The organism is Streptomyces sp. CA-142005 (assembly GCF_050942335.1).
In the GTDB taxonomy this organism is placed as follows: domain Bacteria; phylum Actinomycetota; class Actinomycetes; order Streptomycetales; family Streptomycetaceae; genus Streptomyces.
In genome coordinates this window covers 2,497,523-2,511,002 of sequence record NZ_CP192078.1, presented here as the reverse complement: position 1 = coordinate 2,511,002, position 13,480 = coordinate 2,497,523, and the positions used below count along the sequence as shown (strand labels likewise).

The following is a 13,480-nucleotide window of genomic DNA, read 5'->3' as shown; positions in this document are numbered from 1 at the left end:
GACGGCCCGGGCACGAGGAAACGGGGGGTGCATGACCACCGAGGCACGCCACGCTCCGATCCCCCCACGCCCCTCGACCCCACCTCGCCCGTCCTCCCCGCCCGCCGACCCCGACGACGAGCCGTCGGTCTTCACACCGCGAGCCGGCCGCCCGTCCACCGCGGCCGGGGCACGCGAGGAGACGGCTTCGGCGAGGGCGGGCGCGGACGAGGCCCGACCGTCGGCCGGGGGCTTCGCGGGTGCGGGCCGGACCTCGGCAGGGTCCGCCGCAGGCGAGGGCCGGGCGTCGGCCGGGGCCTTCGCGGGGAGCAGGGCGCCTTCCGGCGCGGGGTCGGCAGGCGGCGGTGTGCCCTCTTCGGGGCGCTCCGAGAAGCGCGCCGCGGTCTCGTCCGGGCCGGCCGCCGGGAGCGGTCCCGCTTCCGGTGAGGCCGCCGGCCGGGACGGCCGGGCCCCCGGTGTGGGCTCCGGTACCGGTGCGGGGCAGGGGCAGCGCCCCGTCGTGCCCGCGGCCGGCGAGCCCGTGAGCCCGCCGCCACCACCGGCCTCCGCCCGGTTCCCCGACGCGCCGCCCGGCTCGGGGCGCGAGGCGCGCCGGGACGGCACCGGCGCGGCGGGATCCGCGGGCTCCGCCCACCGCCCCGGACGGCAGGCCGGCCGGCCGGAGGCCCCCGCCGAGACGACGGCCCGGCTCCGCCCCGTCACCGCGTCGGAGACGACGGCCCGGCTCCGCCCGATCACCGGCTCCCCGAAGGCACCGCGTCCCGGTACCGGGCCCGGCCCGGCCTCCGCTCCCGCAAGTCCGTCCGCCGGGACGGGCGGTGAGCGCCGCACCGCCTCCGGCGCCGGGCGGTCCGCGACCGCGTGGAGCCCGATGGCGCCCGCTCATCCCGTAGGCCCGCCACCACCCGCCGGCGCCTTCGGGCCGGACCCCGGGCTGTCCTGGAGCGCCGCCGCGGCCACGCGGCCCGTCGTGTCGTTCGGGGAGCCCGAGGCCTTCAGCGAGCGGCCCTGGCAGCGGGTGGGACCCCGTACCGCCGCCGCTGCCGCCTGTCTCGTGCTCGGTCTCGGTCTCATCGGCGGTGCGGTGACCGGGAGTTGGCTCACCGACGACGGCGCGGACGACGCCACCGGCGACCACTTCGCCACCGCCGGCGCGCTCTGGCACAACGTGCCCGTCGACCAGGTGTTCCCGCCCACCGTGCAGGGCACGGGTGCCGGACCCGGCGGCGCCGACCGCACCTGGACCAGGATCGCCGTGGCCCCGGACACCGGCTGCGCGCACGCCTTCGACCCGCTGCTGGCCAAGGTGCTGGCCCCGGTCGGCTGCCGGCGGCTCCTGCGCGCCACCTACACCGACGCCACCCAGAGCTATGTCACCACCGTCGGCCTGCTGTTCACCAAGGCCGACCCGGCCGCCATGACCGCGCTCGCCCACCGCTTCCGCAGCGAGCGCCTGGACCGGCGCGCCGACCTGATGCCCCGGCCGTACGCGGCCAAGGGCACCGCCGCGGCCGGCTTCGGCGACGAGCAGCGCGCCTCCTGGACCGTCTCCGTCCTCACCGACGCCCCCGTCGTCGCCTACGCCGTCTCCGGCTGGGCCGACGGCCGCAGCGTCGATACGCCCCAGCCCGCCGCCGACGCCGTCAGCTCCGGCGCCACCACCGCGCCGGCCCAGGCCGGGCTCGGCAACGAGGCGCAGGGCCTGGCCGACCGCATCGAACGGCGCCTGCGCCAGAACATCGGCACGGCCACGGAGAATCCTTCATGAGGCGATCGAGGCGATCGACACGCGGCCGCCACCGTGTGGAACCCGCCGGCGCGGCGCTCAGCCTGCTGCTGGCCGGCGCCCTGGCCCTGGCGCCGGCCACCACGGCCCACGCCGACGGCATACGCGCCCAGCAGTGGGGCCTGTCCGCGCTGCACCTGGACCAGGCCTGGCGGACCACCAAGGGCCGGGGCGTCACCGTCGCCGTGCTGGACACCGGCGTCGAGGCCGACCACCCGGACCTCGCCGGCAACGTCCTGCCCGCCAAGGACATGATCGGCTTCGGTGCCGGGCAGGGCGACCGCGACTGGGCCCGGCACGGCACCGCCATGGCCGGCATCATCGCCGGGCACGGCCACGGCCCGGGCCACGGTGCCGGTGTCATGGGCGTCGCCCCGGAGGCGAAGATCCTGCCTGTGCGCGTGATCCTGGAGGACGGCGACCCCGCCCGGGCCAAGGCCCGCACCAGCCGCGGCAACGCCCTCGCCGACGGCATCCGCTGGGCCGCGGACCACGGCGCCGACGTCATCAACCTCTCCCTCGGTGACGACTCGAACTCCGCGCACCCCGAACCCAGCGAGGACGAGGCCGTGCAGTACGCCCTGAAGAAGGGCGTGGTCGTCGTCGCCTCCGCGGGCAACGGCGGCGACAAGGGCGACCATGTCTCCTACCCCGCCGCCTACCCCGGGGTCATCGCCGCGACCGCCGTCGACCGCTACGGCACCCGCGCCTCCTTCTCGACCCGCCGCTGGTACGCCGCGGTCAGCGCGCCCGGCGTCGACGTGGTCATCGCCGACCCCGACCACAGGTACTACGCGGGCTGGGGCACTTCGGCCGCCTCCGCCTTCGTCTCCGGCGCCGCGGCCCTGGTCAAGGCCGCCCATCCCGAGCTGGGCCCGGCACAGATCAAGAAGCTCCTGGAGGACACCGCCCGGAACGCGCCGGCCGGCGGCCGGGACGACTCCCGCGGCTTCGGCATGATCGACCCGGCGGCCGCGCTGCGGGCGGCCGAGCGGCTCAAGCCGCACAGCCTGCGCGCGGCGTCGTACGGCAGGAAGTACTTCGGCGAAGGCCCGGACGCCCCCAAGGCCTCGTCCTCGACCGCCGACTGGGCGGGCCCCCTGGCCGGCGGCACCGGCGGGGTCCTGCTGGTGGCGGGCGTGGTGCTGTGGCGGGGCCGCAGGCAGCGCGTCTGAGGGCGTCCGGGCGGCCCGCTAACCAGCGATGTAAAGGATCTCCGGGTAGCGCGGCGACGCGCCCCGCAGCAGATGCCGCGTGTCCGGGCGGCCGCGCAGCTGGAGGTCGAAGAAGGCCCGCACGGTCGCCCGTACGGCGGCGACCGCCCGGCCGGCGGGGATCGCGCCGGCCTGCAACTGCCGCCGCACCGGCTCGGGCAGCTGCGGGGCGATGGCCACGATGTCGGTGAAGGAGTTGTGGTCAGCGTCCGCGAGCCGCAGACAGCGGTGCCAGTCACTCAGGTGCCGCCAGAACGGCGGCCAGGAGCCGTCCTGGTTCAGCCCGTCGTGGATCGCCGTGTCCATCAGCAGGAACGGCCGGTCGAGACCGCGCTCGACCACCGGGCCGTACAGGGCGCCGTCCAGGTCGACGCCGGCCCGCACCCGCTCGTCCAGATACATCACGAGCGCCGACGCGGCCCCGCCCCGGGAGTGCCCGAAGGCGCCGACGGTTCACACCGATCACTTACCGGCGAACGCCGACACCGCCGCCTTCGCCGCCGCCTCCACCAGCGCGATGCCCCGCGCCTGTGTCCGCGTGCCCTTCGACAGCACCGCCACCAGGTAGTCGGAGCCGTTCACGGTGATCCGCCCGATGCTGTTCACGTCCCACAGCCCGGTCGTGCTGCGCGGCAGCCAACCGTTCTTCAGCGCCCAGGAGTTGCCCTGCGCGGCGGCCGACACCCCCCACCGCTGGTCCGCCTCGACCGACTTCATCAGCCCCTGCACATAGGTCCGGGAGGCCGCGCTCAGCCTGGAGTTCGCCGCGAACACCTGCTGGAGCAAGGCGAGTTGGTCCGCGGCCGTGGTCTGCGTCAGCCCCCACAGCTCACCCTCGCCACCCCGGGTCGCGGTCAGGCCGAAGCGCTTGTTCGCCGCGTCCAGGCCGTCCGCCCGCCCGATCGTGCGCCACAGCGCCGTCGCGGAGGCGTTGTCGCTGTTCTCGATCATCTTCGTGGCGTACGCCTGCTCGGCGGCGGTCAGGCGCCTGCCCGCGTCCTGCGCCTGGAGCAGCAGCGTGGCCAGGATGTCGACCTTCACGATGCTCGCCGTGTCGAAGGCCGCGTCGCCGTACGCGGCGCTCTCCCCGGAGTCCACCGCCAGCACCGCCGCCGCCACCCGCGCACCCGACGGCACGCTCACCGTCGTCATCGCCTTGCCCAGCAGCGCCTCCCGGTCCACCGCCGGCTCCGTCACGGGCTCCACCGAGGCCTCCTCGCCCGCCCCGGCCGAGGGGGAGGCCGAGGGCGTCGCCGCCGACGATACGGCCGCCGAGCCCGAGTGCGCCCGCCCCTTCACATACACCGTGCCCCCGGCCGTCATCCCGCCCACGGCGACCACGGCGAGCACGACGGACAGCAGCGGACCGGGCCGGGACGGGCGCGCACGACGGCCACGGCGGGCTCTGGAGGACTCCATGCCCGCGATGCTCCTGGCGCGGACTGTGCGCCCCGTTAGCCGGACGTGAGATCCGGGTCAGGGAAAGCTGAGATTCCTGTGAAAGCGATGACGGCACTGTTTCCGGCCCCGCACAAGGCCTGCAGCTTCCCCCCTATAGGGTCGGTGACCGTGGCGAACAAGAACATTCCCGACCCCGGCTTCTCCGACGACGACGGCTCCGCCGACCCCCGGCTGAGCGCCGCGCTCGCCGCCTGGGCCGAGGACCACAGCGCCCTCGGGCCCGTCCTGGAGGCCCTCAAGGGCGCCCGCCTGCTGGTCCCGGTCGTCGCCGTGCTCGGCGAGGTCGAGGAGGACGAGAACGGCATGCGCCGCGAGAAGACCAGCGACATGGCCGTACCCACCCTGAAGGCCGGCCACCGCACCGCCCTGCCCGCCTTCACCTCCACCGACTCCCTCGCCCGCTGGGACCCCGGGGCCCGCCCGGTCGCCGTCCCCTTGCACCAGGCGCTGCAGGCCGCCGCCCACGAGAAGGCCGACACGGTCGTGCTGGACCTCGCCGGACCGGTGCCCTTCGAGCTGACCGGCCCGGCGCTGCTCGCCCTCGCCGAGGGCCGCACCAGCACCGACCCGCTCGCCGACCCGGCCGTGATCGAGGCCGTCCGTACGGCGGTGGCGGCGGAGCCCGCCGTGCTGCGCGCCCACCTCGGGCCCGGACAGGCCGACGGCACCCTCGCCCTGGTCCTCGACCCGGCCGCCCCGGCCGCCGAGGCCGCCCGCGCGGTCGCCGAGCGGCTCGCCGCCGACGAAACACTGAGGGCCCGCCTGGTGCGCGGCCTCGACCTGGCACTGCTGCCGGCCGGGACCACGCCTCCGGGCGAGCCCCTGTACGTGAAGTGATAGCTAGCCGTAGACCGGGCCGGTGTACTTCTCGCCCGGCCCCTGGCCCGGCTCGTCCGGGACGATCGACGCCTCGCGGAACGCCAGCTGCAGCGACTTCAGGCCGTCGCGCAGCGGCGCCGCGTGGAAGGAGCTGATCTCGGTCGTGCTCGCGTCCAGGAGGCCGGCGAGCGCGGTGATCAGCTTGCGGGCCTCGTCCAGGTCCTTGTACTTCTCGCCCTCCTCGCTCAGCCCGAGCTTCACGGCGGCGGCGCTCATCAGGTTGACGGCGACCGTCACGATCACCTCGACGGCGGGGACCTCGGCGATGTCCCGGGTCATCGCGTCGAAGTCGGGGCTCTCAGGAGGGGTCTCACTCATGCCCCACACGATAAGCGGTTCCCGCTTACGGGTTCTCGATTAGGCCTTGTCAAGCGATCCTGGTAACCTGGTTGACGACCGGCCGAACATTCACGTGTGCGGCCCACAAGTGGAGGCTCCGATCTCCCACCTGACCGTCCCCCGGGACGGCGGGTCACCCGGTCAGGCGGCCACCATCGTTCCGTACGGACGATGGAGTCGCCCGAAAGTGCGCCCCGCGGTCACCGCGGCGGTGCTCCGGTAGCCATTGGAGCCCCGCCTGTGATCGTCCGGGGCATTTTTTCTGCTTCGGCGCGGTTAGGTCTACTGAACAGACATACGCGGCTGTCCGCCAGACAACCGTGTGGTGCTACCGAGGAGGATCCATCAGCGCCGAGCCCCGCATCAACGACCGGATTCGCGTTCCCGAGGTGCGACTTGTCGGTCCCAGTGGCGAGCAGGTGGGCATCGTCCCGCTCGCTAAGGCACTGGAGCTTGCGCAGGAGTACGACCTGGACCTGGTCGAGGTCGCGGCGAACGCCCGTCCGCCCGTGTGCAAGCTCATGGACTACGGGAAGTTCAAGTACGAGTCGGCCATGAAGGCCCGTGAGGCGCGCAAGAACCAGGCGCACACGGTCATCAAGGAGATGAAGCTCCGGCCGAAGATCGACCCGCACGACTATGACACCAAGAAGGGTCACGTCGTCCGGTTCCTCAAGCAGGGCGACAAGGTCAAGATCACGATCATGTTCCGTGGTCGCGAGCAGTCCCGTCCCGAGCTGGGCTACCGACTGCTGCAGCGTCTCGCGGAGGACGTCCAGGACCTCGGTTTCGTGGAGTCGAACCCGAAGCAGGACGGCCGCAACATGATCATGGTCCTCGGTCCGCACAAGAAGAAGACCGAGGCCATGGCCGAGGCCCGGCAGGCGCAGGAAGCCCGCAAGGCGGAGGCGAAGGCCAACCCCGGTCGTTCGCAGAACCCTGCCGAGGCCGAGGCGTCCGCCGAGGAGCCCGCCGAGGCGTGATCCCGGGGGACCTTCAGGTCCCCGAGGATGTAACCGATACAAGAGAGCGACGCTCCACCGTGCCCGGTTTCGCGACCGGGCACCGGAGCGCCACCGACGAGGAGATAACGGCGCTATGCCGAAGAACAAGTCGCACAGCGGTGCCAGCAAGCGCTTCAAGATCACCGGCTCCGGCAAGGTGCTCCGCGAGCGCGCCGGCAAGCGCCACCTGCTCGAGCACAAGTCGTCCCGCGTCACGCGTCGCCTCACCGGCAACGCCGAGATGGCCCCGGGCGACGCCGCGAAGATCAAGAAGCTTCTCGGCAAGTGACCTGCGGCGCCGTCTGAGCGCCGTACGTCTGGACCGGGACCGAATCGTTTCCGGGTCGTGTGAGTACCCCCACGGCCCCGCTACAAGGAGTTAACAAGTGGCACGCGTCAAGCGGGCAGTCAACGCCCACAAGAAGCGCCGGGCGATCCTCGAGCAGGCCTCCGGCTACCGCGGTCAGCGTTCGCGCCTCTACCGCAAGGCCAAGGAGCAGGTCACCCACTCGCTGGTCTACAACTACAACGACCGCAAGAAGCGCAAGGGCGACTTCCGTCAGCTGTGGATCCAGCGCATCAACGCCGCTGCCCGCGCCAACGGCATCACCTACAACCGCTTCATCCAGGGTCTGAAGGCCGCGAACGTCGAGGTCGACCGCAAGATCCTGGCCGAGCTGGCCGTGAATGACGCGGGCGCGTTCGCCGCGCTCGTCGAGGTCGCGCAGAAGGCGCTGCCGTCGGACGTCAACGCGCCCAAGGCCGCGTGACGCTGCGCTGGCTTTAGCCGACGCTCACTGGACCCGCAGGCTTTTACGGCTTGCGGGTCCTGTTGTTGGCGTTCGTAAGGTGCTCGTTCGGCTGCGGGCGCGTCGTGGTTGCTCGCGCAGTTCCCCGCGCCCCTTCGGGGCGCGCACCCTGGACGGTGCCACAAAGAGAAGATCTTGAAGGTGAACACGAGGATGCCCCCCGTCAGCCCCGAGCTGATCTCCCCCCGGTCCGCACGCGTCTCCGCCGCCCGGCGGCTCGCCAAGCGGAACTTCCGGGGCAAGGACCGGCTGTTCCTCGCGGAGGGGCCGCAGGCCGTCAGGGAAGCGGCCGGGCATCGGGTCGACGGCACGCCCACCCTCGTCGAGCTGTTCGCCACCGTCGAGGCCGCCGAGCGGTACGCCGACATCATCGGGGCCGCGCGGGACGCGGGCGCCCGGGTGCACCTCGCGTCCGAGGACGTCATCGCCGACATCTCCACCACCGTCACCCCGCAGGGGCTGGTCGGGGTGTGCCGGTTCCTGGACACGCCCTTCGAGGACATCCTCGCCGCCAGGCCGAAGCTGGTCGCCGTGCTGGCGCATGTGCGGGATCCCGGGAACGCCGGGACCGTGCTGCGCTGCGCCGACGCCGCCGGCGCCGACGCGGTCATCCTCACCGACGCCTCCGTCGACCTGTACAACCCCAAGGCCGTGCGCGCCTCCGTGGGCTCACACTTCCATCTGCCGGTCGCCGTCGGCGTGCCCGTCGAGCGGGCCGTCCAAGGGCTGAAGGACGCCGGGGTGCGCATCCTGGCCGCCGACGGGGCGGGGGACCGCGACCTGGACGAGGAACTGGACAAGGGCACCATGGGCGAGCCCAGCGCCTGGGTGTTCGGCAACGAGGCCTGGGGGCTGCCGGAGGAGACCCGCGCGCTCGCGGACGCCGTGGTGCGCGTGCCGATCCACGGCAGGGCCGAGAGCCTGAACCTCGCCACCGCCGCCGCCGTATGTCTGTACGCGTCGGCCCGTGCACAGCGCGCCTCCGGAGGGTGCCGCTCCGTCACCCAGAGCTAGTAGGGTGACCAGCTCGGGGCCCTGCGCCGTCTGAGAGGTGGGGTACGGGGATGAGTGTGGCCGGCACCAGCACCACGCCGGAGGGGCGGGACGCGCGGCGTACAGCCGCGTCCCGGCACGGTGACCCCGACTGCGGCCTCGACCCCGACCAGCTGCCCGACGGCCTCGTCGTCGCCGACGAGCACGGCCGCGTCGTCTGCTTCAACGCCGCCGCCGCGCGGATCACCGCCGTACGCGCCGCCGACACCCTCGGACAGCCGCTGGAGAAGGCGCTGCCGTTGGAGGATCTGGAGGGCCGCCGCTGGTGGCAGCTCACCGATCCCTACGGAGGACTCGCGATCCGGGTGCGGCAGCCGGAGCGCAATCTGCTGCTGCCCGGCGGGCGGGAGGTGCTGGTCTCCGCCGCGTACGTGCGGGAGCGGCCCCTGGGGCCCGTCCGGCGGGTCGTCGTCTCCCTGCGGGACACCGAGGCCCGCCGCCGCACCGAGCGCAGCCACGCCGAGCTGATCGCGACGGTCGCCCATGAACTGCGCTCGCCCCTCACCTCCGTGAAGGGCTTCACCGCCACGCTCCTCGCCAAGTGGGAACGCTTCACCGACGACCAGAAGCGGCTGATGCTGGAGACCGTCGACGCCGACGCCGACCGGGTCACCCGGCTCATCGCTGAACTGCTCGACATCTCGCGGATCGACTCCGGGCGGCTGGAGGTGCGCCGGCAGCCCGTCGACATCGGGGCCGCCGTCTCCCGGCACATCCAGGCCTACGTCGCCGCCGGCCAGCCCGCCGACCGTTTCCTGCTCCGCATCGAACAGCCGCTGCCCGCCCTGTGGGCCGACCCCGACAAGATCGACCAGGTGCTCGGCAACCTGATCGAAAATGCCGTGCGCCACGGCGAGGGAACCGTCACCATGGACGTGACGCCCTGCGCATCCCCGCGCGAGGGCGAGGAAACCGGCACGTCGGTCACGGTGAGCGACGAGGGTCCCGGCATCCCGGAGGAGTCCATGAACCGCGTCTTCACCCGCTTCTGGCGGGGCAGCAAGCGCGGCGGCACCGGCCTCGGGCTGTACATCGTCAAGGGCATCGTCGAGGCCCACGGCGGCACCATCACGGTCGGCCGCGCCCCCGGCGGCGGCGCCGAGTTCCGATTTACGTTGCCCGTGGGCGCGCCGGCGTATCTCGCCTAGCGGCCCACGGGCCATTCGTCTATCTCCACCCCGTTAGACTCGGCCTTTGGCACCTTTGTGTCCTTCACGCGGCCCTCGCGAGTCGGTGACGGGGACCATCCGCCAGCTAATCGGAAGCACGGGAAGAGATGTCGGCACCCAATAAGTCGTACGACCCTGTAGAGGTCGAGGCGTTGAAACCGGAAGAGATCGAGCGCATGCGGGACGAGGCGCTCGCCGCCTTCGCCGCCGCGGACTCCCTCGACGCGCTCCACGAGGCCAAGGTCGCCCACACCGGCCCCGCCTCTCCGCTGGCCCTCGCCAACCGCGAGATCGGCGCCCTGCCCCCGCACGCCAAGGCCGAGGCCGGCAAGCGCGTCGGCATGGCCCGTGGCGCCGTGAACAAGGCCCTCGCCGCCCGGCAGGCCGAGCTGGAGGCGGAGCGGGACGCCCGCGTGCTGGTCGAGGAGGACGTCGACGTCACGCTGCCGTACGACCGCGTCCCGGCCGGCGCCCGCCACCCGCTGACCACGCTGTCGGAGCGCATCGAGGACATCTTCGTGGCCATGGGCTACGAGGTCGCCGAGGGACCGCAGGTCGAGGCGGAGTGGTTCAACTTCGACGCCCTGAACATCGGCCCGGACCACCCGGCCCGCGGCGAGGCCGACACGTTCTTCGTGCAGGGCCCGGACGGCGGCACCGAGTCCGGCGTCGTGCTGCGCACGCACACCTCGCCCGTGCAGATCCGCTCGATGCTCGACCGTGAGCTGCCGGTCTACGTGATCTGCCCCGGCGTCGTCTACCGCACCGACGAGCTGGACGCCACGCACACCCCGGTCTTCCGCCAGGTCGAGCTGCTCGCCGTGGACGAGGGCCTGACCATGGCCGACCTCAAGGGCACCCTGGACCACATGGTCCAGTCCCTGTTCGGCGAGGGCATGAAGACCCGGCTGCGGCCGAACTTCTTCCCCTTCACCGAGCCGAGCGCCGAGATGGACATGCTCTGCTACGTCTGCAAGGGCGAGTCCGTCGGCAACCCCGACCGGCCCTGCCGCACCTGCTCCAGCGAGGGCTGGATCGAGCTCGGCGGCTGCGGCATGGTCAACCCGCGGGTGCTCACCGCCTGCGGCGTCGACCCGGAGAAGTACAGCGGCTTCGCCTTCGGGTTCGGCATCGAGCGGATGCTGATGTTCCGCCACAACGTCGAAGACATGCGAGACATGGTCGAGGGTGACGTCCGGTTCACCCGGCCGTTCGGGATGGAGATCTGATGCGGGTCCCGCTTTCTTGGCTGCGGGAGTACGTCGACCTGCCGGCCACGGAGACCGGCCGCGACGTGCAGGCCAAGCTCATTTCGGCCGGCCTGGAGGTCGAGACCGTCGAACAGCTCGGCGCCGACCTCACCGGCCCGCTCGTCGTCGGCCAGGTCCTGACGATCGAGGAGCTGACGGAGTTCAAGAAGCCGATCCGCTTCTGCACCGTCGACGTCGCCCAGGCCAACGGCACCGGCGAGCCGCAGGAGATCATCTGCGGTGCCCGCAACTTCGCGGTCGGCGACAAGGTCGTCGTGGCCCTGCCCGGCGCCGTGCTGCCCGGCGACTTCCGGATCGCCGAGCGCAAGACCTACGGCCGGGTCTCCCGCGGCATGATCTGCTCCAGCGACGAGCTGAACATGGGCGACGACGGCACCCACGGCATCATCGTGCTGCCGCCGGAGACCGAGGTCGGCAAGGACGCCGTCGAGCTGCTGGAGCTGGTCGACGAGGTCCTGGACATCGCCGTCACCGCCAACCGCGGCGACTGCCTGTCCATCCGCGGTGTCGCCCGCGAGGCCGCCATCGCCTACGGCCTGCCGCTGCGCGACCCGGCCCTGATCGACGTGCCGGCCCCGAACGCCTACGGCTACCCCGTCCAGGTCTCCGACCCCTTCGGCTGCGACCGGTTCACCGCCCGCACGGTCACCGGCCTGCGCCCCGAGGCCCGCTCGCCGATCTGGCTCCAGCGCCGGCTGCAGAAGGTCGGCATGCGCCCGATCTCGCTCGCCGTCGACGTCACGAACTACGTGATGATGGAACTGGGCCAGCCGCTGCACGCCTACGACCGCAAGCTGGTCCAGGGCACCATCGGCGTGCGCCGCGCCGAGGAGGGCGAGAAGCTCGTCACCCTCGACGGCGTCGAGCGCAAGCTGCACGCCGAGGACCTGGTCATCACCGACGACCGCGGCCCCATCGGCCTCGCCGGTGTGATGGGCGGCGCCAACACGGAGATCGCCGACCACGAGGTGACCGACGACGGGGTGAACGGGACCACCGACGTGGTCATCGAGGCCGCCCACTTCGACGCCGTCGCGGTCGCCCGGACGTCCCGCCGCCAGAAGCTGCTCTCCGAGGCGTCCCGCCGCTTCGAGCGCGGTGTCGACCCGCAGGCCGCCGCGGCCGCCGCGCAGCGCACCGTGGACCTGCTGGTGCTGCTCGCGGGCGGTACGGCCGACTCCGGCGTCACCGAGGTCGTCGCGCCCACGGCGCCGCACACCATCACCATCCCGGCCGACCACCCGGACAAGGTCGCGGGTGTCGTCTACGGCCGCGAGACGGTCGTCCGCCGCCTCCAGCAGGTCGGCTGCGACGTCTACGGGCAGGACGAGCTGACCGTCACCGTCCCGTCCTGGCGGCCCGACCTGGTCGACCCGAACGACCTCGCCGAGGAGGTCATCCGCCTGGAGGGCTACGAGAACCTGCCCTCCACGCTGCCCAAGCTGCCCTCGGGCCGTGGCCTGACCCACCGCCAGCGGCTGCACCGCCGGGTCGGGCGGGCGCTGGCCGGCGCGGGCTATGTCGAGGCGCCGAACTACCCCTTCCTCGGCGAGCAGGTCTTCGACCAGCTCGGCCTGGCGGCCGACGACCCGGCCCGCCGTGTCGTCAAGCTGGTCAACCCGCTCAGCGACGAGGAGCCCGCGCTGCGTACGACGCTGCTGCCGGGCCTGCTCGGTGCCCTGCGGCGCAACGACGGCCGGGGCTCGCACGACCTGGCGCTGTTCGAGACCGGGCTGGTGTTCCACCCCCGCGAGGAGCAGCGCGTCGCCACCCACCTGCCCGTCGACCGGCGTCCCACCGACGAGGAGATCGCCGTGCTGAACGCCGCGCTGCCCGTGCAGCCGCGGCATGTGGCCGTCGTCCTCACCGGCGCCCGCGAGCAGGCCGGCTGGTGGGGCAAGGGCCGTCCGTCGGACTGGGCGGACGCGGTGGAGGCCGGACGCGCCGTGGCGCGGGAAGCCGGTGCCGAACTGATCGTCCGCAAGGGCCAGTACGGCCCCTGGCACCCCGGCCGCTGCGCCGAGCTGGTGGTCGTCGCCGACGGTGCGGAGCAGGTCGTCGGCCACGCGGGTGAGCTGCACCCGCGCGTGCTGAAGGCCCTGGGGCTGCCCGAGCGCACCTGCGCGATGGAGCTGAACCTGGAGGCTCTGGAGGCGGTGGGCGACGGCGCTCCGCAGGCGCCGAGCATCTCCACCTTCCCGGTCGCCACGCAGGATGTCGCCCTCGTGGTCGACAAGCCCATCCCCTCCGGGGAGGTCGAGGCGGCGCTGCGTGAGGGCGCGGGCGAACTCCTGGAGTCCCTCCGGCTGTTCGACGTGTACGAGAACGCCGAGCAGCTGGGCGAGGGCAAGAAGTCGCTGGCGTACGCGCTGCGGTTCCGGGCCGGTGACCGGACGCTGACGGTGGACGAGGCGTCCGCTGCCCGGGATGCGGCGGTCGCCCTCGCGGGCGAGCGGACCGGGGCTGTGCTCCGGGGCTAGTCGCCGTAGGGGTTC

At 73.0% G+C, this 13,480-nt stretch carries 13 protein-coding genes; 10 read left to right on the top strand and 3 right to left on the bottom strand.

Going from position 1 to position 13,480, the window contains the following annotated elements; translation table 11 throughout:
- Positions 1-31 precede the first annotated feature (31 nt).
- Positions 32-1,768, top strand: coding sequence for a hypothetical protein (locus ACQPXS_RS12020; protein WP_433449200.1), 1,737 nt, complete (start codon positions 32-34; stop codon positions 1,766-1,768).
- Entirely contained in the window at positions 1,765-2,961 is a 1,197-nt protein-coding gene (gene mycP / locus ACQPXS_RS12015) for a type VII secretion-associated serine protease mycosin (protein ID WP_433449199.1), read from the top strand. Before ACQPXS_RS12020 ends, mycP begins: the two co-directional genes overlap by 4 nt.
- A gap of 18 nt (positions 2,962-2,979) precedes the next feature.
- Here mycP and ACQPXS_RS12010 read toward each other — a convergent pair whose 3' ends face one another.
- A complete protein-coding gene (locus tag ACQPXS_RS12010; RefSeq protein ID WP_433449198.1) occupies positions 2,980-3,405 on the bottom strand; it encodes a hypothetical protein in 426 nt (141 codons plus the stop codon).
- A 57-nt stretch (positions 3,406-3,462) separates the two neighbouring features.
- On the bottom strand, positions 3,463-4,419 hold the full coding sequence (locus ACQPXS_RS12005) for a serine hydrolase (protein ID WP_433449197.1): 957 nt from the start codon (positions 4,417-4,419) through the stop codon (positions 3,463-3,465).
- 150 nt (positions 4,420-4,569) lie between these two features.
- Between ACQPXS_RS12005 and ACQPXS_RS12000 the strand changes: the two genes are divergently transcribed.
- Complete coding sequence (locus ACQPXS_RS12000) at positions 4,570-5,298, top strand: SseB family protein (RefSeq protein WP_433449196.1); 729 nt, start codon at positions 4,570-4,572, stop codon at positions 5,296-5,298.
- A gap of 3 nt (positions 5,299-5,301) precedes the next feature.
- Here ACQPXS_RS12000 and ACQPXS_RS11995 read toward each other — a convergent pair whose 3' ends face one another.
- On the bottom strand, positions 5,302-5,658 hold the full coding sequence (locus ACQPXS_RS11995; RefSeq protein WP_351804290.1) for a DUF1844 domain-containing protein: 357 nt from the start codon (positions 5,656-5,658) through the stop codon (positions 5,302-5,304).
- A gap of 341 nt (positions 5,659-5,999) precedes the next feature.
- Here ACQPXS_RS11995 and infC point away from each other — a divergent pair, with 341 nt between their 5' ends.
- The 7 genes from infC to pheT all read left to right on the top strand — a co-directional run bounded on the left by infC (position 6,000) and on the right by pheT (position 13,465).
- Positions 6,000-6,662: a translation initiation factor IF-3 gene (infC, locus tag ACQPXS_RS11990; RefSeq protein WP_078630469.1), complete on the top strand. Its 663-nt coding sequence runs from the start codon at positions 6,000-6,002 to the stop codon at positions 6,660-6,662.
- Positions 6,663-6,777: 115 nt separating this feature from the next.
- Entirely contained in the window at positions 6,778-6,972 is a 195-nt protein-coding gene (rpmI, locus tag ACQPXS_RS11985; RefSeq protein WP_003977225.1) for a 50S ribosomal protein L35, read from the top strand.
- A 97-nt stretch (positions 6,973-7,069) separates the two neighbouring features.
- The gene (gene rplT / locus ACQPXS_RS11980; RefSeq protein WP_004002577.1) at positions 7,070-7,453 is read left to right on the top strand and encodes a 50S ribosomal protein L20; all 384 of its coding nucleotides are present in this window, start codon (positions 7,070-7,072) and stop codon (positions 7,451-7,453) included.
- Between the two features lie 192 nt (positions 7,454-7,645).
- Complete coding sequence (locus ACQPXS_RS11975; RefSeq protein WP_433449195.1) at positions 7,646-8,506, top strand: TrmH family RNA methyltransferase; 861 nt, start codon at positions 7,646-7,648, stop codon at positions 8,504-8,506.
- A 50-nt stretch (positions 8,507-8,556) separates the two neighbouring features.
- Positions 8,557-9,693 carry an ATP-binding protein gene (locus ACQPXS_RS11970; RefSeq protein WP_433449194.1) on the top strand — a complete coding sequence of 379 codons (1,137 nt, stop codon included), beginning with the start codon at positions 8,557-8,559 and terminating at the stop codon, positions 9,691-9,693.
- Positions 9,694-9,821: 128 nt separating this feature from the next.
- Positions 9,822-10,943 carry a phenylalanine--tRNA ligase subunit alpha gene (pheS, locus tag ACQPXS_RS11965; protein WP_399171559.1) on the top strand — a complete coding sequence of 374 codons (1,122 nt, stop codon included), beginning with the start codon at positions 9,822-9,824 and terminating at the stop codon, positions 10,941-10,943.
- Positions 10,943-13,465, top strand: a complete 2,523-nt coding sequence (pheT, locus tag ACQPXS_RS11960) for a phenylalanine--tRNA ligase subunit beta (RefSeq protein WP_433449193.1) — start codon at positions 10,943-10,945, stop codon at positions 13,463-13,465. The genes pheS and pheT overlap by 1 nt, the downstream gene beginning before the upstream one ends.
- Positions 13,466-13,480 lie beyond the last annotated feature (15 nt).

Excerpts from the sequence above, each read along its gene's own strand:
- pheS (WP_399171559.1), top strand. The coding sequence starts at position 9,822 with ATGTCGGCACCCAATAAGTCGTACGACCCTGTAGAGGTCGAGGCGTTG.
- ACQPXS_RS11970 (WP_433449194.1), top strand. The coding sequence starts at position 8,557 with ATGAGTGTGGCCGGCACCAGCACCACGCCGGAGGGGCGGGACGCGCGG.
- mycP (WP_433449199.1), top strand. The coding sequence starts at position 1,765 with ATGAGGCGATCGAGGCGATCGACACGCGGCCGCCACCGTGTGGAACCC.
- ACQPXS_RS11995 (WP_351804290.1), bottom strand. The coding sequence starts at position 5,658 with ATGAGTGAGACCCCTCCTGAGAGCCCCGACTTCGACGCGATGACCCGG.
- ACQPXS_RS11975 (WP_433449195.1), top strand. The coding sequence starts at position 7,646 with ATGCCCCCCGTCAGCCCCGAGCTGATCTCCCCCCGGTCCGCACGCGTC.
- ACQPXS_RS12020 (WP_433449200.1), top strand. The coding sequence starts at position 32 with ATGACCACCGAGGCACGCCACGCTCCGATCCCCCCACGCCCCTCGACC.
- pheT (WP_433449193.1), top strand. The coding sequence starts at position 10,943 with ATGCGGGTCCCGCTTTCTTGGCTGCGGGAGTACGTCGACCTGCCGGCC.
- rpmI (WP_003977225.1), top strand. The coding sequence starts at position 6,778 with ATGCCGAAGAACAAGTCGCACAGCGGTGCCAGCAAGCGCTTCAAGATC.
- ACQPXS_RS12005 (WP_433449197.1), bottom strand. The coding sequence starts at position 4,419 with ATGGAGTCCTCCAGAGCCCGCCGTGGCCGTCGTGCGCGCCCGTCCCGG.